This window comes from uncultured Desulfovibrio sp. (genome assembly GCF_910584445.1).
GTDB lineage: Bacteria > Desulfobacterota > Desulfovibrionia > Desulfovibrionales > Desulfovibrionaceae > Desulfovibrio.
Map to the genome: position 1 here is coordinate 74,827 of NZ_CAJUBO010000006.1, position 17,913 is coordinate 92,739.

Below are 17,913 nucleotides of genomic sequence, written 5' to 3' on the forward strand. Positions count from 1 at the left end.
GGCGGGGCGCCTCTTTCAGAACGATCGGCATCTGCAAGAAAAAGTTTAGACCCTTTCAAGCATTGCGGCGACGCAGAGGCATGAGGCGAACAACGGCGCGGCGCCTCAGGGCCGCATGAACTCCTGCCAGCGCGCAAGCAGCGCGGCGGCGGCCCGGCCGCGGTGACTGCGGGCAGTTTTTTCCTCCCGCGTAAGTTCGGCGGCCGTCCGGCCGATGGCGGGGTCAAAAAAGACGGGGTCATAACCGAACCCGTTCGTTCCGCGAGGGGCCGTGAGGAGTCGCCCCGGCCACTCGCCGCGGACGCAAAGCTCCCGGCCGTCGGGCCGCACCGCCGCCATGACCGAGACAAAACGACAGGCGCGCCGCTCCGCGGGCACCTCGCGCAGGGCATGCAGCAATTTGCGGATATTGCGCCGGTCGCGGTCCTCGCCGGGAAGCAGGTCCCAGTCGTCCGCATAGCGGGCGGAATGGATGCCGGGCGCGCCGCCGAGCGCCTCCACCACAAGGCCGGAATCATCGGCGACGCTGACGAGTCCGGTAGCCAGGGCCACAGCGCGCGCCTTGATGAGGGCGTTTTCCTCGAACGTGGCGCCATCCTCCGCGATCTCGCCAATACCGGGAAAGCTCTCCAGCCCGACCAGGGCAACGCCAAATGCCCCCAAAGGGGCCGCCAGCTCGGCGATCTTCCCCGCATTGCGCGTGGCAAGCACCACGCGCGGCAGGGCGCCTTCCGAAAAAGCCGCCCCCTCAGGCGTCACGTTCCGTTCCATCCGCATTTTCCGTTTTTCCTTTTTTGGTTGTGGAAGAAGCGGCGTGCCGGGGCCAGGTCGCCGCGAGGATCCCGCCGATGACCAGGCAACCGCCCATGATCTGGGCCTCGGTCACGCGTTCGCCAAGCACAAGGAAGGAGCCGGCCGCCGCGAAAAGCGGCAGGCTGTAATAGACCATGCCGGCCCGCACCGGGCCGATCCTGTCCACGGCAAGCGTCCAGAGCCAGAACGACAGGAAGGAGCAGCCCACGCCCGTATAGAGGATGCTGATGAGGACGGCCGGCCCCGGTTCCGGCAGCGGCAAAAGACAGGCCTCGGCCACGGTGAACGGCAGGGAAAAGAGCAGCCCCAGAAAAAAGGTCGCCACGTTGAACCCCAGGGCCGAAACATCATGGGAACGGCGGCGCATGAAGAGCGAATACAGCCCGAAGCAGAACGCCCCGCCCAGCGCCCACACGTCGCCACTGGTGAAGCGCAGGTGCGCGAGCCGGTCCCAGTCCCCCCTGCTCACGAGCAGGCACACGCCGCAGATGACAAGGAACATGCCCGCCAGACGCCGCGCCGTGATGGGTTCGCCATAGAGCAGGCGCGAAAAAACAAGGATGACAATGGGCGCCGTGGGTACGAGCAGGGCCATGTTCAGGCTGGTGGTCGTCTGGCCGGCCTTGTAGATGAGGGTATTCATGAGGGTGACGCCGAGAAGCGCCATCAGCGCGAGATAGGCCCAATGCCTGCGGATGCCGGGCCAGTCCGCGCGCAGCCCTCTCCAGGCGAACGGCAGGATGACCGCCAGCGCCACGAGCCAGCGCCAGAAATTGCACTGCCACGGCGGAATGAGCGCCGCCACGGCCCGCGCCACCACAAAGTTGCCGGACCAGATCACCGTGGCGAGCAACGCGCTGCCATAGCCAAGAAAGCCCTGCCCCATGGTTCTTCCTTTTTTCGCGCAACGGGACATGGTCCCTTTGCCCGAACCTGGCCCCGCTGTCAATGAAGGAAAGGCCGGTAGCGCGCAACCCTTTGCGAAACAGTGGAAAAGGCGGTACGTATCAGGACAAGACCTACGCAACCTGAACAAGGGGGATCCCATGGAAGGCGCCAGGAATGGGCCGGGCACAAAGCCCGGGGCACCTGTGTGGAAATTGCTGTTCAGCGGCCTGGTCATCGGCGTCATCCTTGCCGGGGTGTTCGCCTGGGCGCTGAACGCCACGGACCAGCGGCAGTTCTGCGCCTCCTGCCATATCATGCGCGAGGCGGCGGTAACGCAGAAACTCGGCATGCACGCCAAACTTTCCTGCAACGAATGTCATGCCCCGCATGCGCTGCTCGCCAAGATCCCCTTCAAGGCCGAAGCGGCCATGGAAGATGTCCTCGGCAATATCCAGGGCAGGGATGTTCCGATCCCGCCGGCCAAAAAGCATCGTGACATCGTCAACCAGAACTGCATCAACTGCCACGCGCCGGTCAATGCGAAGGTCGCGAGCATGGCCGTGAAACCCTATTGCACGGACTGCCACAGAAGTGTCGCGCACATGCGCCTGAATCCCATAAGCGAAAGGACGGTGGGCTATGAGTAGAAAAGGTTTGTCACTGGCGACCATTGCTCTCGCGGCGCTTCTCGTCTGCGGCTGCGATGATGTCAATACCGACCTGAAGGCGCCCACCTACAAGACCGGCATCAATCCGGACAATATCAGCATGTCCGCCTTCAAGGAGCAGTTCCCCAACCAGTATGAAACCTACATGTGGAACAACCGTGACAAGGAGATGACCGTTTACAAGGGTTCCATCCCCTATCACAAGAACGACAATGTGGATCCCCTGCCCGTCGGCTACAAATACGCGCAGCCCTACCTCAAGAATCTGTGGCTCGGCTATCCGTTCATGTACGAGTACAACGAGACCAGGGGGCACACCCGCGCCATCGAGGATTTCGTCAATATCGACCGCATCAACCGCTATGCGGAAAAGGGCGGCCTGCCGGCCACCTGCTGGAACTGCAAGACCCCCAAGATGATGGACTGGGTCAGGGAATACGGCGACCAGTTCTGGTCCAAGGACGTCAACAGCTTCCGCGCGCCCGACAAGGTCAGCGAGACCCAGAACTCCATTTCCTGCGCCACCTGCCATGACCCGGCCACCATGGAGCTTCGCCTCTATTCCGTGCCGTTGCAGGACTGGCTGAAGCGTTCCGGCCGCGACTGGAGCAAGATCTCGCGCAACGAAAAGCGCAGCCTCGTCTGCGCCCAGTGCCATGTGGAATACTATTTCACGGCCAAGGGCAACGGACCCGCCGCCAAGCCCGTGTTTCCCTGGGACAATGGCTATGGTCCCGAAGACATGTACCAGTACTACAAGAGCCACGGCCCCAAGAATGCCGAGGGCAAGGAAGGCCCGTTCGTGGACTTTGTGCATGCCGCGTCAAAGACGCCCATCATCAAGATGCAGCACCCCGACTACGAAACGTGGATCGACGGCCCGCACGGTTCGGCCGGTGTCGCCTGCGCCGACTGCCACATGCCCTACATGCGCCAGGGCGGCCAGAAGTTCTCCAGCCACTGGATGACCTCGCCGCTCAAGGACCCGGAACTGCGCGCCTGCCGCCAGTGCCATTATGACAAGACGCCCGAATACCTCAAGGGCCGCGTCATCTATGTGCAGGAGCGGACCTACAGGCAGCTGCTCAAGGCGCAGGAAGCCTCGGTGCGCGCGCATGAGGCCATCCGTCAGGCGAGCCTCTGGGAAGGCGCGAAGTCGCCCGACTATGACAGGCTCATGGCCGAAGCGCGTGAAATCAACAGAAAGGGACAGCTTTTCTGGGACTACGTTTCAGCGGAAAACAGCGTGGGCTTCCACAATCCCACCAAGGCGCTGGATACCCTGATGACCTCCATGGAATGCAGCCAGAAGGCCGTTGAACTGGCCGAAGCCGCCACCAATTACGGCATCTCGCCCATCATGGCGAGGGACATCAAGGAACTGGTGCCCCCGATCCTCAAGATGAGCCGCAAGCTCCAGCAGGACCGCGAGTTCCTGGACAAGAACCCCTGGACCCGCATCCTGCCCACGCTGCCCGAGGCGCCTCAGGTCTGGTTCGGGCAGGAGTACAAGCCCGCAGGCCAGCAGGAGGCGGCTGCCGCCAAGTAGGGCCTTGCCCGGATACAACGCCATCAGGGGAGTCCGCGGCCGCGGACTCCCCTTTTTTGTATGAAAAAAAACGTGCCCGAGCGGGAAATCTGCCCCGGCACGTTCTCATTTAGAACATTTTGCTGAGGAAAATATCTGCAAGACAGATATTTTCCCTCAAAAAAAGTCTACCGTTTGCGACCGTCATCTGCACGGACAGGGGGCGCGTTCTCCACAAACAACCAGAAGAGCGCGCCGCGTTCCACAGGCTTGAGTTCGCCATCCGGACCCTTGAGCGGCTCCCCGGCGGCAAGGGCTTCGCAGCACCACCAGCCTGGCTGGGCGAGCACGAAGGAAAACTCGCCTGCGGCATTGCTCACTCCGGCCAGTTCTCCATGCCAGGGCGTGGGCACAGCCGCTCCATCCGCGTTGATGCGTACCATCCGCACCGGCGTGCCCGCGAGAGGCTTGCCATCCAGAAGGATGCGGCCAGCAAAGAGGGCCGGCGCGGTCAGCCCAAAAGGTCTTATCAGGGGAAGGATTTCAAAGCTCTGGCCGCACGGTTCATTCCAGCCACGGTCCACCCCGTGGACAGGCAGCGTTACCTTGACCTGATGCCGCAGAAAGGTCTGACGGTCTTCGTCCCACCAGGGACGTCCTTCCAGGAGAAACTGATAGAGGCCCGGTTTGTCCAGGGCCACATTGGCGCCCCACGCCTTTTGGTCCAGATAGCGGATCTCTTCGACATCGCCAAGCAGGTCCCGCCGTTCCGGCTGCGCGCCGCCCTGTGGAGCGGCAGCGTCGGCATCATGCCGCAGCACGGCGAAAAGCTGCGGCATGTCCACGGCCACGGCTGCATGCAGGGCCGGACGCATCATGGAAAGCAGGACATCCACCTCTTCCTGGATCGCGGCATCTTTGAGGGCAGCGCCCGGCTCCTCTGTTTTTGCGGCATTCCTGCCGGCGGTTTTCTCTCCGGGTTTTTGCCGGGCGTCCTTCCCGGCCTGCATGTCGGGCAGGCTGACGATCTGCCGGCTCGGCACCACCAGGGTGAGCGGCGCATCGGCGCGCGCCGGAACGCCCGCAAACGAAAAAGACATGCACAGCGCCACAGCCATTCCCTGTCCGCGGAACTGCCACAACCACGCGAAAAAATACCGGATGACGCGCATGACCTGTCCTCATTCGCTTCGCACGTCCATACCGCATTCCCGGCCACCGGGTCTGCGCAGGGAAAAGGAAGGATAGCAAAAAGCCCGTTCCCTGTCATGTGCCCGCCACGCCGCTCCATCCGCGCCGCAGCCGCGCCTGCGCCAGACACGGCGCAGCTTCCGGCCTGTCCGCTCCTCTCCCCTCGCCAGAAAAAGAAGCCGCGCATGCAGGCATCTCTCAGGCGATCACACGCGGCGTCCGGCCAATCACCAGCGCGCACACCTCGGCGGCGCCGGACCCGAGCAATGTTTGTGCAGCCTCCCGCAGCGTGCTTCCCGTGGTCATGACATCATCGACAAGCCAAATACGCATTCCCGACACGGGAGCGGCGACGCCGAAAACGCCACGGACAGTAGCGGCGCGAAGTTGCGCGTTCAGTGACGATTGGGGAGCACTGTCGCACCTGCGGACAAGGATATCCGGCCGAAACGGGATATGCGTGGCCGCATGCAGGGCACGGGCCAGCTCGTGGGCCTGATTGAAGCCGCGACGGCGAAGGTGCGCCGGATGCTGCGGCATGCCCACCAGAACGTCCGGCGCCGGCAGGCACAGGGCGGCATTTTCCAGCCACCCTGCCAGCAGACGCCCCAGCGCAAGCTCCCCGCCAAACTTGAAACGCAAGACAAGGTCCCGGAGGGCGCCTTTGTACACTCCATGATAGGCCAAAGCGCGCCATGGCGGTCGACGGGCGAGGCAGGCGCCGCAGGGTGGCGTCGCGCCGCCAACGGACGCTGCCGCCCCAGCGGGAAAGGGAAACCCGCACAACGGGCAGCGCGGGCCGGTGAAAGGCGTCAGGAGTTTCCCGCATTCCGGGCAGAGCGGCAGTGAACCGTCGCCACCGGACATTTCCGTCACCGAAGGGGAAAACGGACGCAAGCAACAGGAACAACGTATCTCGTCCAGCCCGAGAAGCCCCAGCCAGCGGCGCAAAGGCCCGACGGTCACGATGCCTCTTCCCCCCGTTCCTCCCGGCCGGCACACAGACGCTCCCCCCAGCATCGCCCCCATTCCCGCATGTCTTCGGCGACCTCGGGGCGCGCATCCAGATCCTCCCGCCGGTCAAGCCCGCGAAAACCGCGGTTCTCGGCAAGGCGCGCGCCCAGCGGCGCCAGAAACCAGGTCAGCGTCCGCAAGGCCCCGGAAAACAATTCCTCGCCACGCGGGCGTCCGGCCGCAAGCGCTGCCAGCACCGGCTTGGCCGCCGCAGTACGGTGCGGAAAAGGTCGACCATCCCCCTCCCCCGCCCGAAGGCGTGCGGCATGGACGGCCCAGAAGCGCTGGCCCCGATCGATCCAGGCCTTGAGACCAGCCGGGAGCGCATAAAAAAAAATGGGCGATGCCATCAGGACCAGCGGGGCTTCGGCAAAACGCGCAAACAGCCATTCCGCCTCATCCCGCGGAGCGAGGACGCACGCATGCGGCGGCCGTGAACAGGTCCCGCAGCCTGTGCAGGGAAGGACAGGGTGCGCGCGCAACGGCACACGGCACACGGGGCAGCCGGTATGGGCGAGCGCATCGGCGAAGCAGTGCGCCAGCCGGTCCGAAACCCCGTCCGCATGCGGACTGCACATGAGGACGAGCGCCGGATTCACCCCTCGAACTCGCCGCAGAAGGGATTGTGATGGCGTTCATCGCCGATGCTGGTGGCCGGCCCGTGGCCCGGATAGACCGTCACATCATCCGGCAGGCGGAACAGGGTCTCCCGGATGGAGCGCAGCAACTGCTCCTGGTCGCCTCCCGGAAAATCCGTCCTGCCCATGGAGCGGTAAAACAGTGCGTCGCCGGTGAAACAGGCCTTCTCAGCGGGGAAGTAGAGCGATACGCCCCCCGGCGTATGGCCCGGCGTTTCCAGCACGACACAGTCCATCCCGCCGAACTGCGTCCGCCCCGTGGGCATGGGTTCGCTGTCAAACGGCGTCACCAGCGGCATGCCCCAGATCCCCCCCATGCCGGACTCGGACCGGGCAAGCGCATCATCCCCGGATGGCGAATAGACCGGACAGCCGGTTGCCTCCGCAAGCCGCGCCACGCCATACAGATGGTCAAAATGCCGGTGCGTGAGGCAGATGGCGTCCAGCGTGAGATGCTGCGCCATGAGATATTCCAGCACAGGCGCCGGGTCGCCGCCCACGTCGATGGCAACGGCGGCCGTTCCGGTATGCAGGAGATAGCTGTTGGTACTGAGCGGACCAAGGGGGAACGTGGCTATGGGCATGAGGGGCATCCTTTGGGGGAAAAATTGCACGGAAACGGGGCACACTCCGGCCATCCCCATGCTATCGCAGCGGCGACCCATGGGCAAGCCCGCGCGACGGGACGGCAACGCCCTCACGCCGGCGGAAAGCACCTCGCCACAACGCATGCCGAAAAGCTCTTGACGCCCCCGGAGGCTCGGCTACAATGCCTTGGGCGGCCGGCCGCTTTTACAGGATGGCCGGGGCGATCGCAAAGGAGCGCGCGTGAGCGGAACGACCATCACCGAACATCAGCTTCAGCCGTATTTCGACATTGAAGACTTTATGGCCCTGAGCCAGGAAAAACGCCTGGGAGGAGCTGTTCTGGAGAGGCTCCTCGGGCTGTGGGAAGCATGGCTCCCCCGGCTCAAGGCATGTCAGATAACTTCAGGACCCTCCTCCTGGCTTGCCGTCTGGCTGCCGGAAGAGGTGGAAGCCGCAGTGGACGAGGCGTGGGCGCAATCGCCCTCCGAAGGCTTCCTCGTCAATACCCTTGCACAATATCTCTGCATGACCGGCGTGCAGGAACTGCTGCCCCAGGTCGAAACCGGAGGCTGCGCCCCTTCCCCCAGGCCGACACCGGAACTCCGGGCCGCCCTTGCGGAACAGGGCCTGCCCTACAAGGGCGAAGACTCCAGCCTGCTTGAACGCCGCTATGCCGTGCTGACGTATTTTCCCTTCAGGGGCGGCTGCGAGGTCTGCCATATGCGACCGCTCTGCCCCAAGGGACAGGGCCGGGACGAAAATGCCAGCATCGTCCTGCCGGGGCATGAGCGCGCTGACGGCAGCGGTAGCTGACGCCAGCGCCGAAGGAGTGTCCAGACCGCGTCCCGAACGCGAAATGCGGGAGCCGTCAGCGGCTCCGCCTGCGTGCGCCCGTCGCTGGCGAGCCTGCGAGCCTTACGAATGGCGACAGCAAAATGCTCTGGGGGATTTTCAGCGGCCTTCCATGACCAGGGTACGGCGCGAACCGTCCGGCGCCCGCACCACCACCTCAACAGTGCGGGAATTGCGGGCCACACGCTCCACAAGATAGGTCCGCGAGGTATCCGCATCGTACTCGCGCACATCCACGGTGTCACCGGGGGCGGGCAGTTTGTCGGGCATCAGTTCGACCAGGTCGGTGGTATCGGCATCAAAGCCGTCCCACGCCGGAACAGCCGTCGGCAAGAGAAGGCAGCCCAGAAGGAATGCCCCGCGGAACAGAAGATTCATGCCGTGAGGTGTAAATCCATTTTGCCGTCTTGGCAATATCCCGGATGCTCCGGAACCTCCGCCGCCGGATGCCCGGGGCGCCCCGGATGGCGCGGGCACCGCTCCCGCGCCGGGGTCCGGCTTCGCCCGCGGCATGGGTTCCGTGCCGCCAATGCTTGTGCAGGAGCAACATGATCGCGTATCTTGAGGGCCGTCTCGGCGAAGTGTGGGGCAACGCCTGTCTGGTGATCACCGGCGGCGGTGTCGGCTATGAGGTGGCGCTGCCTGCCCACACCCTGGCCGCCTTGCCTGCGGCGGGCAGCAGCGTGGCCTTCCACACCTGCCTCTGCGTGCGGGAAGATGCCCTGGAACTTTTCGGCTTTGCCTCGTTCGAGGAGCGCCAGACCTTTGAGACCCTGATCTCCATCTCCAAGGTTGGGGCGCGTACGGCCCTGGGCATTCTTTCCCTCTTCCGTCCCGCTGACCTGCGCCGCCTTGTCCTGGAGGATGACGCGCTTGCCCTCACGCAGGTGACGGGCATCGGCAAAAAAACGGCGCAGCATGTTTTTCTGGAACTCAAGTACAAGCTCAAAACCGACGATGCCCCGCAGGGGAGCACCCTCACCGCGGACGGCAGGCCCGGTTCCGTTTTCCGCGATGCGCTCGCGGGGCTTGCCAATCTGGGCTATGCCGAAGGGGAATGCGCGTCTCTGCTCAAGAATATCCTTCACGACGAGCCTGATCTGGACGTGACCGGCGCACTCAGGGCCGCGCTCAAGGCCCTGGCAAAGGGGAAGGCGTGATGGTTGCCGCCGACGAAGACAGGGACGCCATGTCCGCATCCAGCGCCGATGACAGCGTGCGGCCGCGCAGCCTGGATGATTTCATCGGCCAGGACGAACTGCGCGCCAACCTGCGCGTGTTCATCAACGCCGCCCGCGAACGCGGCAAGGCTCTGGATCACACCCTGTTCTACGGCAATCCGGGTCTCGGCAAGACGACCCTCGCCCAGATCATGGCCTCGGAACTGGGCGTCAACCTGGTCTGCACCTCTGGGCCGGTGCTGGAACGCAGCGGCGACCTGGCGGCCATCCTCACCAACCTGTCCCGGCATGACATCCTGTTCGTGGATGAGATCCACCGCATGCCCGTGGCGGTGGAGGAAGTGCTGTACCCGGCCATGGAAGATTTCAAGCTGGATCTTGTCATCGGCCAGGGTCCGGCGGCGCGGACCGTCAAGATCGACCTTGAGCCGTTCACCCTGGCCGGAGCCACCACGCGCATGGGACTCATCTCCTCCCCGTTGCGGGACCGCTTCGGCATCGTGGCGCGGCTCGAATACTACCAACCCGCGGATCTGGCGCGCATCGTGAGCAGGTCGGCCCGCATACTCGGCGTACGCATCACCCCCGACGGCGCGGAAGAAATCGGGCGGCGCTCACGCGGCACCCCGCGGATCGCCAACCGCCTTTTGCGCCGCGTGCGGGACTTCGCCCTGGTGCATGGCAATGGCGAGATCACCGCCGCCGAAGCGGGCGAAGCGCTGGCGCGCATGGATGTGGATGAACTTGGTCTGGACCAGATGGACCGCAAGCTTCTTGAGGTGATCATCACCCATTACGATGGCGGCCCTGTGGGGGTGAAAACGCTGGCCGCCGCCTGCTCGGAGGAAGTCCGCACCATTGAGGACATCTATGAACCCTATCTCATCCAGTGCGGGTTCCTCAAACGGACGCAACGCGGACGCATGGCAACGGCCCGCGCCTATCGGCATCTGAAACTCCTGCTCTCCTGACCGTTCTCCCCTTTGCCCGCGCAACGCTGTTGAGCCGCGCGCATCCGGGCGTCAGCTCGCGGCAATGCCGGCGCAGAAGCAAAAAGGGCCGGAGATTCCGGCCCTTTTCTGTACCGGGCGCACAGCCCGAAGGTTTTCTGACGGCTACCAGCGCTTGTCCTGCTCGTGGCCGATGATACCGCCGGCCAGCGCGCCGGCACCGGCGCCGGCCAGCGCGCCCCAGCCGGCCATGCCGCCGGAAATGGCGGCAATGCCCGCACCGCCGAGAGCGCCCAAGGCGGCACCGCTGGCAACACCCTGCTGCGTGCGGCTCATGTTGGTGCAGCCGATGCCGGAGGCGAACATGACGGCCATGATGCCGATAATCAGTGTTTTTTTCATATCAGACTCCTGAAGGCTGGCCGAAACCAGCCGCATGGACGGGGTTTGTTACTTTTTGGCCCCGGCGAGGCGGGGTTCGATAAGCTCATACCAGATGACGCTCATGACCGGACGCTGCAAATCCTTGGGATGGGCCGCGTACCACGCGTCCACCATCTTGATGATCTCGGCGCGCGACACGCCGGAAAAGGCTTCCATCCAGGCCTTTTCAAAGGGCGAAAGCGTATAGACGGGTTTCTTGCCGGCCTTGGCCGCCTTGGCCGTCTGCCGGGCATTGACGAAATACTCCACCGTCACGGCCGAATCGATGCCGAAAAGGTAGGCGGCCTTGTCGGATTCCGCGGTATTGACCCAAATTTCGCCGGTGAACTGGTCAACGGGGTTCCCGGCGGGGTTCACCGCAGGATTGCCGACGGGGTTGTCGGAAGACGAGGCGGCGGGCGCGGCCTGGGCGGCGGCGCACGTCAGGGCGAGGACCAGTGCCAGACCAAGGCGCAAAAGCGATTTTTTCACACGAAGCTCCTTTGCGTTGACGATCATCGGCGGCCGCGCAGTGCGCTGCCGGCCGCGGGAACTTCCGCTCCTGAGAATGTATAGCCTGAACCTCCCCGAACTATCAAGACGTTTCCGCGCCCGCAGGTTCGCCATGGGCGGTCGGGGCCTCGTGCGTTGACAGCGCTGACGGCCGCGTGCGACCATTTTTCGCCTTGGCGGGAGCCGCGCGCGGCGCGATAGCCGGGCATCCGTTCGCAAAAGCCGGCTCCCGGCAGGCCACGGGTGGGCGCTGTCCCGCCAGAAACGGAAGGAAAACCCATGAGCATCTGGAAAACTCTCAGGAAAAAAGGCGCGGCCTTCACCGTGGAGACCCTGCTGCAAGCGCCTGTGGAAAATGCCCTCGGGCGCTACGGAAAGGTGAAAGGCATCGCCCTGGAAAACGGCGAACTCAGGTTGACCCTGGCGCCCAACGGCCTTGACCGGGAGGTGGAGATCCGCTGCGCGGACATCGACATCGCCGCTGATGGAAGTTCCGTCCGCATCGGCAGCTTCCGCTCCGATCTGGCGTGCGTGGAGCAGGCGCTCAACGACTTCGCCACAGCCCCATTTCCCATCAGCCACAGCGGTGCGCGCGCCGCGCTGGTCCTGCTCAGGAAGCTGATGTTCTGATCCTGCCCGCAGGCGGCCGCGCAGGGATCACCACCATACAAAACAAGGGGCCTGGCGGCGATACCGTCAGGCCCCTGTGCATCGCGGAAACCGCCCTACCCGGCTCCGGCGTTTTTGACATCCACGATCTTGACGCCAAACTCCGCCACATCATCCGGCGGATCGTAGAACAGGATCATGAACGGCACTTCCGCGCCGGGAAGGACATTGGTGTTGTTGGTGAGGATCTCCACCTTGTTGTTCAGGAAAGATTCCATCTCCTTTTCACTGAGCACCTGGAGCTGGAACAGGGAAAGCTGGGTCCCCGCAAGCTGCTTTTTGACGGCGAGCGGTTTCTTGTCCTTGTCATAGATGGCCCCTTCCAGGGAGATGAGTTCCTTGGGGTCGGGAAATTCATTGACCACGCGCCCCTCGATGACAAAGACCTTGCCCACCTTTTCATTGAGCACATTGTACTGGCGCACGTTGCGCATGGTGAGCAGCTCGACCTTTTTGGCGATATCCGCCTCACTGGGCGGCGTCTCCCTGGCGAAGAAAGAAAAATAGCCCCCCGCGCCTGCGCCGGCCAGCACCAGGACAAGCAGCAACGCCAGCCAGAGCCTGCGGCGGCCGCGCTTATGACCAAGCTCCGGCAGCGGCTCTTTGCCGGTCTCCCTGCGCGCCGTCCTGGCAGCGGCGGGCGATGCGCCTGCGCCGCCCGTTGCGGGAAGGGCAAAAACCGTCTTGCAGACGGCGCAACGCAACTTCGCGCCCGGCCTGGCGGCGGCGTCGGGCAGGTTGAAGCGGCTCGCGCACTGCGGACATTTCACTTCCATGCCATGACTCCAGAAAACACGTTGCGGGAACCGATCTTCCCCTACTCCGGCACGATCTCGCAGATACCCGGCAGGCCCCGATACCGTTCGGCATAATCAAGGCCATACCCGACAAGGAACCCCGATTCCACGGAAAAGCCGGCAAAATCCACGACGACCTCGGCATCCCTGCGGCCTGTCTTGTCCACAAGCGCGGCCAGGCGCAGACTGCGTGGACCCCGCGCCGCAAAGGCATCCAGCACAAAACGCATGCTGCGCCCGCTGTCCACGATATCTTCCACAAGCAGGACATGCTTGTCGCGGATGTCGGTCTCCACATCCTTGCCGAGCACCACCCGGCCGGAGCTTGTTGTGCCCATGCCGTAGCTGGCAAGGCGGATGAAATCCAGCTCCAGATTTTTATTATGCAAAGATCGCACCAAATCGCTAAAAAAAATGCAGGCCCCTTTGAGGACGCAGACGGCGACCAGAGGCTCATCCCCATACCGCGCGTCGATTTCCCCGGCCATGGCCCGAACGCGCCCGGCGATCTGCTCCGGGCTGAAAACACTGACCAGCTCCCTGATGCGCAGCTCTTCCGTCATGCTGCCGTTCTCCCTCTGGCCGCACGGCGCCCCAGGCTGGGAGCAGACCCGCTTCACGGTGTTTGCGCCCCTGGCAACGGCCGATCCGAAATTTCAGGTCCAGGCTGATGCGGACGCTCCCCGCCGCACATGACGGTCTATTTCCGTCCGAGCAGGTCGTCAACCACCTGCCGGATGACATTGGCATCCGCCATGCCGGGTTCGGAAATCACAAGGCGCCCATCCCTGGCGAAAAAGGCATTGTGCGGCACGCTGGTCACGCCATAGGCATCGGTCACGTCGCGCCCGGCAAGATAGACGGGATAATCGACGCCCGCCTTCCTGATGAAGGGCACGACCGGCGCGCTGTCGTCATCCACGGCAAGCCCCACCAGCAGCATCTGCGAAGCCGGATAGGCATCGCGCACCCTGACGAGTTCGGGGATCTCCATCCGGCAGGGGGGGCACCAGGTGGCAAAGAAGTTCAGCAATACCACCTTACCCTTGTTTTTCTGGAGCAGGGCCGTAAGCCCGGCCTTGTCCAGGGATGGCAGGGGAGCCTCCCCGGCCGCGCGGGCGGCGCAGGGAAGCAGGAGACAGAACAGCAATGCGAGAGCTATCCGTTTCATGGCAGTGTCCTCAGGATTCCATACCTTGTCGGCCCGCATCCGGCCCGGAAGCGGCGTCCGCCTCTTCCCGGAGAAAGCCCCGGGCTGCGCGCACGCCGCTCACGGCATCCTCGCAATAGGCGTCAGCGCCGATGGACTCGGCAAAAGCCCTGGTCACGGCGGCGCCCCCGACCATGACCCGGATGGGCAGCCCGCGCTCACGGATGAGCCGGATCGTATCCTCCATCCGCACCATGGTCGTGGTCATCAGCGCGGAAAGCCCGATGATACGCGCCTTGTGGCGCATCGCGCAAGCCAGAATTTCCTCGGCGGGCACGTCCTTGCCCGCATCCACCACCTCAAAGCCATGGTTGCCGAGCAGGAGCGCCACGATATTCTTCCCGATGTCGTGGATGTCGCCTTCCACGGTGGCAAGCACGATGACCGGCCGTTTTTCGGGCCCGCGCCGCGCCTCGAGCAGCGGCCTGAGGCGCCCGAAGGCCAGCTGCATGGTCTCCGCCGCCCGGATCAGCTGGGGCAGAAAATATTCACGCCGCTCGTAGCGCTCGCCCACCTCGGTGATGGCCGGGACAAGTATCCCGTCCACGATCTCCAGCGGGTCCGTGCCGGCGGCAAGCTCCTTTTCCAGCAGCGCGGGGGCGCCTTCCTTGTCGCCCTGGAGCACCGCGTCATGGAGGGTCGCGGCAACGGCGGTTCCCGGGGCGTTGCCGCCCCGGATGGCGGCGCTCCCGCCGCCGGGTCTCCAGTCGCCAAAGGCGCCGATAAAGGCCGCGGCATGGGCGTCATGGCCGCGAAGGGCGGCCACGGCCGCCGTTGTCTCGCGCATCAGCGGCGCTGTCGGATTGGCGATGCAGGAGGCAAGGCCGGACCCCACGGCCATGCCCAGGAAGGTCGCGTTCAGCAGGGGCCGCGCCGGAAGCCCGAAAGAGATATTGGAAAGGCCGATGGTCGTGGGCAAATGCTCCCGCCGGCACCACCGGGCAAACTCCAGACACTCGTTGACGCCTTCGGGCGTGGAGGAGATCGTCAGCGCCAGAATATCCACGAGGATCAGACGGCGCGGTATGCCCAGAGCCGTCGCGCGCCCGACAAGATCCTCCACGATACGGATGCGCTCGGCCGCGCGCACCGGGAGCTTCCTCCCCTGAAGCGGCAGCAGGACAAAGGGCGCGCCGTACTGCCGGCAGAGCGGTCCCAGCGCTTCCATGCGGCCCTCTTCGCCACTGATGGAATTGATGAGGCACGAACCGGGACAATAGGGGAGCGCCGCGGCAATGGACTCCACATTGGAGGAATCGAGCGAAAGCGGCACCAGATGCCTGGCGATGAGACGCTGGGACAGCTCCGCGAGGCACGCGACCTCATCCACGAGCGGCGCCCCCACATTGACGTCCAGGACGGCCGCGCCGGCGGCCACCTGCTCGTCCGCGAGCCGCAGGGCCTCATCGAAACGCCCTTCCTGAAGCTCCGCGGCCAGGGCCGGCTTGCCCGTGGGATTGATGCGCTCGCCAATGACGGCCAGCGGTTCCTCCGCGCCGATACGCACAAGCGCCGAGCGGCTGGTGAGGGCAATGCCGCGGGAGGACGGCGCGGAACGCGGCGGACAGGTGACGGAATCCAGCGCGCGCGCGAGCGCGGCCACATGCTCGGGCGTCGTGCCGCAGCAACCGCCCAGCACGCCAACGCCCATGGCCGCGAAGGACGCCGTCTTTTGCGCGAAGCTCTCCGGACCCATGGGAAAGACCGTCTGCCCGTCCCGCAGTTCCGGAAGGCCGGCATTGGGTTCCGCCATGACGGGGCACGCGCACACGTCAAGCAATTCCCGGACCACGGGAAGCATCTCGTCCGGCCCGAGGCTGCAGTTGGTACCCACCACATCCGCGCCCAGATTCTGCATGGTCTCGGCGAAGATCTCCGGGCTGGAGCCGGTGAGGCTCACCCCGTGCTCAAAGGTCATGGACACCATGACAGGCAGGTCGCAGACCTGATGCGCGGCGGCAACGGCGGCGCGCGCCTCCGCGAGGTCGAACTGCGTTTCCACAAAGATGAGATCGGCGCCGCCGGCGACGAGTCCCCGGATCTGCGCCGCGAAGCCTTCCACCAGTTCACGGGGTTCCAGCGTTCCCAGAGGACGCGCGAAAAGGCCACTCGGCCCCACATTGCCGGCCACAAAGACAGGACGGCCCGCGCGGGACGCCGCCAGCTGCGCCGCCTCGCGCGCCACCCCCGCCATGCGCCGGCAGACATCGAAGCTGTCAAGCCCGGGGGGCAGCTTGAACGGATTGGCGCCAAAGGTGCATGTGGTGATGATGTGTGAACCGGCATTGAGATAGGCGAGATGGATGCCCCGGAGGATATCGGGGTTTTCCAGGCAATACTGTTCGGGGCTTACTCCGGCGGGCAGCCCCGCCGCCTGAAGCATGGTGCCCATGGCTCCGTCCAGAAGGAGCGGACGCCCCTGGGCAAGAGCGCGACGAAACGGAAAAGTGTTCATTTCATGACCCTCAGGCGATGGACGCGCGGCCGGGGCGTCATGCCCCGGCTTTTTTACTACTGAAAAACATTGAAAAGGACAAATCAAAATTGTAGCATAGGGCACTGCCGTCAGTTCCGAGCGGCAATGAGACCCTATGACAAAAACACAAAAACGCTCCGCCAGAACCGACGCTCCGGAGTTCGTGAATATCTCCCCGGCGGCGGACAGCCCCGCCGCTGCCGGGGCACCAGGCCCGCGCAACGCCGTCATTCCGGAGATCCTGCCGGAAGATGCGCCGCGCCCCACCGCCGGCACAACGCCTTCAAGGGCCGGAGCCGGCGCGGATGTTTCCGTGCCACCGGAAGCGGCGGATGAGGACAGCCTTGAGGACGGCGCCGACATCCTCGATGTGGATGCCGATGACGAGGAAGGGCTGCTCCTCGATGACGACCATCTGGACGCGGAGGCTCCCGATACCGACGACGCCGGGGATGACGGCCATGGACGGCTGCCCCTGCGCCGGACGGCATATCTGCCGTCTCCGGCGGCCCCGCGCGACAGTCTTCAGCTCTATCTGCGCGAGGTCAGCCGTTTTCCGCTGCTCAAGCCGGAGGAGGAACACGATCTCGCCGTGCGCGTGCGCGACGACAACGACCCCGACGCGGCCTTCCGTCTCGTCTCGTCCCATCTGCGCCTCGTGGTCCGCATCGCCATGGACTTCCAGCGCCGCTGGATGCAGAACGTCCTCGACCTCGTGCAGGAAGGCAATGTGGGCCTCATGCGCGCCGTTCACAAGTTCGACCCGGACAAGGGCATCAAGTTCTCCTACTACGCCTCCTTCTGGATCAAGGCCTACATCCTCAAGTTCATCATGGACAACTGGAGGATGGTCAAGATCGGCACCACCCAAGTGCAGCGCAAGCTCTTCTACAACCTCAACCGCGAACGGCAGAAGCTCATCGCCCAGGGCTTCGACCCCGACGCCGCCATGCTTTCGGAACGGCTCGGCGTGAGCGAGGCGCAGGTCAACGAGATGGACCAGCGCCTGGCCTCCACCGATCTTTCCCTCAACGTCCAGGTGGGCGACGAGGGCGGCGCCACGCGCATGGACTTTCTCCCCGCCCTCGACCAGGGAGCGGAGGAACGCCTCGCCTCCGCCGAAGTGGCGCAGCTCGTCCGCGCGCAGCTCAAGACCATCCTGCCCAAACTCAATGACAAGGAGCAATATATCCTGCGCCACCGGCTGCTCACGGATGAACCCGTGACCTTGCGTGAAATTGGCGAACGGTATAATATCACCCGCGAGCGCGTGCGCCAGCTTGAAGCGCGCCTGCTGGAAAAGATCGGCCAGCATATCACGCTCGACGTCAAGGATTTTTCGCCGGAATGGATCCAGTCCTGACCGCGCGGCGACATGCGGCATTCAGGAACAACGCCAGCCGGGAAGGCGCGCCGAACTCCATGAAACTGCCACGGAAAGGTCTCCGTCCCGTTTTTTTGCCGTTGCCCGCTCCGACGGCAAGGCGCTCCACGCGCGCGGCCGGCCGGCCGCT

Annotated in this window: 20 protein-coding genes; 7 read left to right on the forward strand and 13 right to left on the reverse strand. The window is 64.5% G+C overall.

What is annotated here, in order from left to right:
* Positions 1-105: 105 nt before the first annotated feature.
* Together rdgB and QZ294_RS04250 are read right to left on the reverse strand one after the other, a co-directional pair.
* Positions 106-771 carry an RdgB/HAM1 family non-canonical purine NTP pyrophosphatase gene (rdgB, locus tag QZ294_RS04245; protein WP_297047182.1) on the reverse strand — a complete coding sequence of 222 codons (666 nt, stop codon included), beginning with the start codon at positions 769-771 and terminating at the stop codon, positions 106-108.
* Positions 749-1,699: a DMT family transporter gene (locus tag QZ294_RS04250; protein ID WP_297047184.1), complete on the reverse strand. Its 951-nt coding sequence runs from the start codon at positions 1,697-1,699 to the stop codon at positions 749-751. The genes rdgB and QZ294_RS04250 overlap by 23 nt, the downstream gene beginning before the upstream one ends.
* Before the next feature lie 160 nt (positions 1,700-1,859).
* On the opposite strand from QZ294_RS04250, the gene QZ294_RS04255 reads away from it, so the two are divergent.
* Together QZ294_RS04255 and QZ294_RS04260 are read left to right on the forward strand one after the other, a co-directional pair.
* Positions 1,860-2,348 (forward strand): NapC/NirT family cytochrome c, encoded by a 489-nt coding sequence (locus QZ294_RS04255; RefSeq protein WP_297047186.1) that lies wholly within the window; start codon positions 1,860-1,862, stop codon positions 2,346-2,348.
* Positions 2,341-3,918, forward strand: coding sequence for an ammonia-forming cytochrome c nitrite reductase subunit c552 (locus QZ294_RS04260; RefSeq protein ID WP_297047188.1), 1,578 nt, complete (start codon positions 2,341-2,343; stop codon positions 3,916-3,918). The genes QZ294_RS04255 and QZ294_RS04260 overlap by 8 nt, the downstream gene beginning before the upstream one ends.
* Positions 3,919-4,085: 167 nt before the next feature.
* Here QZ294_RS04260 and QZ294_RS04265 read toward each other — a convergent pair whose 3' ends face one another.
* From QZ294_RS04265 to QZ294_RS04280, 4 genes are all read right to left on the reverse strand, one after another.
* On the reverse strand, positions 4,086-4,997 hold the full coding sequence (locus QZ294_RS04265) for a DUF4198 domain-containing protein (protein ID WP_297047190.1): 912 nt from the start codon (positions 4,995-4,997) through the stop codon (positions 4,086-4,088).
* Between the two features lie 289 nt (positions 4,998-5,286).
* Entirely contained in the window at positions 5,287-5,730 is a 444-nt protein-coding gene (locus tag QZ294_RS04270; protein ID WP_297047191.1) for a ComF family protein, read from the reverse strand.
* A gap of 320 nt (positions 5,731-6,050) precedes the next feature.
* The gene (locus tag QZ294_RS04275; RefSeq protein WP_297047192.1) at positions 6,051-6,680 is read right to left on the reverse strand and encodes a flavodoxin family protein; all 630 of its coding nucleotides are present in this window, start codon (positions 6,678-6,680) and stop codon (positions 6,051-6,053) included.
* A 17-nt stretch (positions 6,681-6,697) separates the two neighbouring features.
* Positions 6,698-7,324: an MBL fold metallo-hydrolase gene (locus QZ294_RS04280; RefSeq protein ID WP_297047194.1), complete on the reverse strand. Its 627-nt coding sequence runs from the start codon at positions 7,322-7,324 to the stop codon at positions 6,698-6,700.
* A gap of 244 nt (positions 7,325-7,568) precedes the next feature.
* Between QZ294_RS04280 and QZ294_RS04285 the strand changes: the two genes are divergently transcribed.
* Entirely contained in the window at positions 7,569-8,141 is a 573-nt protein-coding gene (locus tag QZ294_RS04285; RefSeq protein WP_297047196.1) for a hypothetical protein, read from the forward strand.
* Positions 8,142-8,279: 138 nt separating this feature from the next.
* On the opposite strand, the gene QZ294_RS04290 is transcribed toward QZ294_RS04285, so the two are convergent.
* Positions 8,280-8,558, reverse strand: a complete 279-nt coding sequence (locus QZ294_RS04290) for a DUF5334 family protein (protein ID WP_297047197.1) — start codon at positions 8,556-8,558, stop codon at positions 8,280-8,282.
* Between the two features lie 170 nt (positions 8,559-8,728).
* Between QZ294_RS04290 and ruvA the strand changes: the two genes are divergently transcribed.
* Together ruvA and ruvB are read left to right on the forward strand one after the other, a co-directional pair.
* Positions 8,729-9,340, forward strand: coding sequence for a Holliday junction branch migration protein RuvA (gene ruvA, locus QZ294_RS04295; protein WP_297047199.1), 612 nt, complete (start codon positions 8,729-8,731; stop codon positions 9,338-9,340).
* A 29-nt stretch (positions 9,341-9,369) separates the two neighbouring features.
* Positions 9,370-10,332 carry a Holliday junction branch migration DNA helicase RuvB gene (gene ruvB, locus QZ294_RS04300; RefSeq protein WP_297047241.1) on the forward strand — a complete coding sequence of 321 codons (963 nt, stop codon included), beginning with the start codon at positions 9,370-9,372 and terminating at the stop codon, positions 10,330-10,332.
* Positions 10,333-10,476: 144 nt separating this feature from the next.
* Here ruvB and QZ294_RS04305 read toward each other — a convergent pair whose 3' ends face one another.
* Together QZ294_RS04305 and QZ294_RS04310 are read right to left on the reverse strand one after the other, a co-directional pair.
* A complete protein-coding gene (locus QZ294_RS04305) occupies positions 10,477-10,713 on the reverse strand; it encodes a glycine zipper domain-containing protein (protein ID WP_297047201.1) in 237 nt (78 codons plus the stop codon).
* Between the two features lie 48 nt (positions 10,714-10,761).
* Positions 10,762-11,226, reverse strand: coding sequence for a hypothetical protein (locus QZ294_RS04310; RefSeq protein WP_297047202.1), 465 nt, complete (start codon positions 11,224-11,226; stop codon positions 10,762-10,764).
* Positions 11,227-11,526: 300 nt separating this feature from the next.
* On the opposite strand from QZ294_RS04310, the gene QZ294_RS04315 reads away from it, so the two are divergent.
* Positions 11,527-11,877: a hypothetical protein gene (locus QZ294_RS04315; protein ID WP_297047204.1), complete on the forward strand. Its 351-nt coding sequence runs from the start codon at positions 11,527-11,529 to the stop codon at positions 11,875-11,877.
* A gap of 95 nt (positions 11,878-11,972) precedes the next feature.
* Here the strand turns inward: QZ294_RS04315 and QZ294_RS04320 are convergent, their stop codons facing one another.
* The 4 genes from QZ294_RS04320 to QZ294_RS04335 form a co-directional block, all read right to left on the reverse strand.
* Complete coding sequence (locus QZ294_RS04320; protein ID WP_297047205.1) at positions 11,973-12,692, reverse strand: zinc-ribbon and DUF3426 domain-containing protein; 720 nt, start codon at positions 12,690-12,692, stop codon at positions 11,973-11,975.
* Between the two features lie 41 nt (positions 12,693-12,733).
* Positions 12,734-13,276 (reverse strand): hypoxanthine phosphoribosyltransferase, encoded by a 543-nt coding sequence (gene hpt, locus QZ294_RS04325; protein WP_297047206.1) that lies wholly within the window; start codon positions 13,274-13,276, stop codon positions 12,734-12,736.
* A 137-nt stretch (positions 13,277-13,413) separates the two neighbouring features.
* Positions 13,414-13,884, reverse strand: coding sequence for a TlpA disulfide reductase family protein (locus QZ294_RS04330; protein WP_297047207.1), 471 nt, complete (start codon positions 13,882-13,884; stop codon positions 13,414-13,416).
* 10 nt (positions 13,885-13,894) lie between these two features.
* Positions 13,895-16,378: a homocysteine S-methyltransferase family protein gene (locus tag QZ294_RS04335; protein ID WP_297047209.1), complete on the reverse strand. Its 2,484-nt coding sequence runs from the start codon at positions 16,376-16,378 to the stop codon at positions 13,895-13,897.
* A 136-nt stretch (positions 16,379-16,514) separates the two neighbouring features.
* On the opposite strand from QZ294_RS04335, the gene QZ294_RS04340 reads away from it, so the two are divergent.
* Positions 16,515-17,762, forward strand: coding sequence for an RNA polymerase sigma factor RpoD/SigA (locus tag QZ294_RS04340; RefSeq protein ID WP_297047211.1), 1,248 nt, complete (start codon positions 16,515-16,517; stop codon positions 17,760-17,762).
* Positions 17,763-17,913: the final 151 nt, after the last annotated feature.

Coding starts and splice junctions, on each gene's coding strand:
- ruvB (WP_297047241.1), top strand. CDS start 9,370: ATGTCCGCATCCAGCGCCGATGACAGCGTGCGGCCGCGCAGCCTGGAT.
- QZ294_RS04340 (WP_297047211.1), top strand. CDS start 16,515: ATGACAAAAACACAAAAACGCTCCGCCAGAACCGACGCTCCGGAGTTC.
- QZ294_RS04320 (WP_297047205.1), bottom strand. CDS start 12,692: ATGGAAGTGAAATGTCCGCAGTGCGCGAGCCGCTTCAACCTGCCCGAC.
- QZ294_RS04315 (WP_297047204.1), top strand. CDS start 11,527: ATGAGCATCTGGAAAACTCTCAGGAAAAAAGGCGCGGCCTTCACCGTG.
- QZ294_RS04260 (WP_297047188.1), top strand. CDS start 2,341: ATGAGTAGAAAAGGTTTGTCACTGGCGACCATTGCTCTCGCGGCGCTT.
- hpt (WP_297047206.1), bottom strand. CDS start 13,276: ATGACGGAAGAGCTGCGCATCAGGGAGCTGGTCAGTGTTTTCAGCCCG.
- QZ294_RS04275 (WP_297047192.1), bottom strand. CDS start 6,680: ATGTGCAGTCCGCATGCGGACGGGGTTTCGGACCGGCTGGCGCACTGC.
- QZ294_RS04250 (WP_297047184.1), bottom strand. CDS start 1,699: ATGGGGCAGGGCTTTCTTGGCTATGGCAGCGCGTTGCTCGCCACGGTG.
- QZ294_RS04265 (WP_297047190.1), bottom strand. CDS start 4,997: ATGTCTTTTTCGTTTGCGGGCGTTCCGGCGCGCGCCGATGCGCCGCTC.
- QZ294_RS04255 (WP_297047186.1), top strand. CDS start 1,860: ATGGAAGGCGCCAGGAATGGGCCGGGCACAAAGCCCGGGGCACCTGTG.
- QZ294_RS04335 (WP_297047209.1), bottom strand. CDS start 16,378: ATGAACACTTTTCCGTTTCGTCGCGCTCTTGCCCAGGGGCGTCCGCTC.
- QZ294_RS04330 (WP_297047207.1), bottom strand. CDS start 13,884: ATGAAACGGATAGCTCTCGCATTGCTGTTCTGTCTCCTGCTTCCCTGC.
- QZ294_RS04305 (WP_297047201.1), bottom strand. CDS start 10,713: ATGAAAAAAACACTGATTATCGGCATCATGGCCGTCATGTTCGCCTCC.
- QZ294_RS04290 (WP_297047197.1), bottom strand. CDS start 8,558: ATGAATCTTCTGTTCCGCGGGGCATTCCTTCTGGGCTGCCTTCTCTTG.
- QZ294_RS04280 (WP_297047194.1), bottom strand. CDS start 7,324: ATGCCCATAGCCACGTTCCCCCTTGGTCCGCTCAGTACCAACAGCTAT.
- ruvA (WP_297047199.1), top strand. CDS start 8,729: ATGATCGCGTATCTTGAGGGCCGTCTCGGCGAAGTGTGGGGCAACGCC.
- rdgB (WP_297047182.1), bottom strand. CDS start 771: ATGGAACGGAACGTGACGCCTGAGGGGGCGGCTTTTTCGGAAGGCGCC.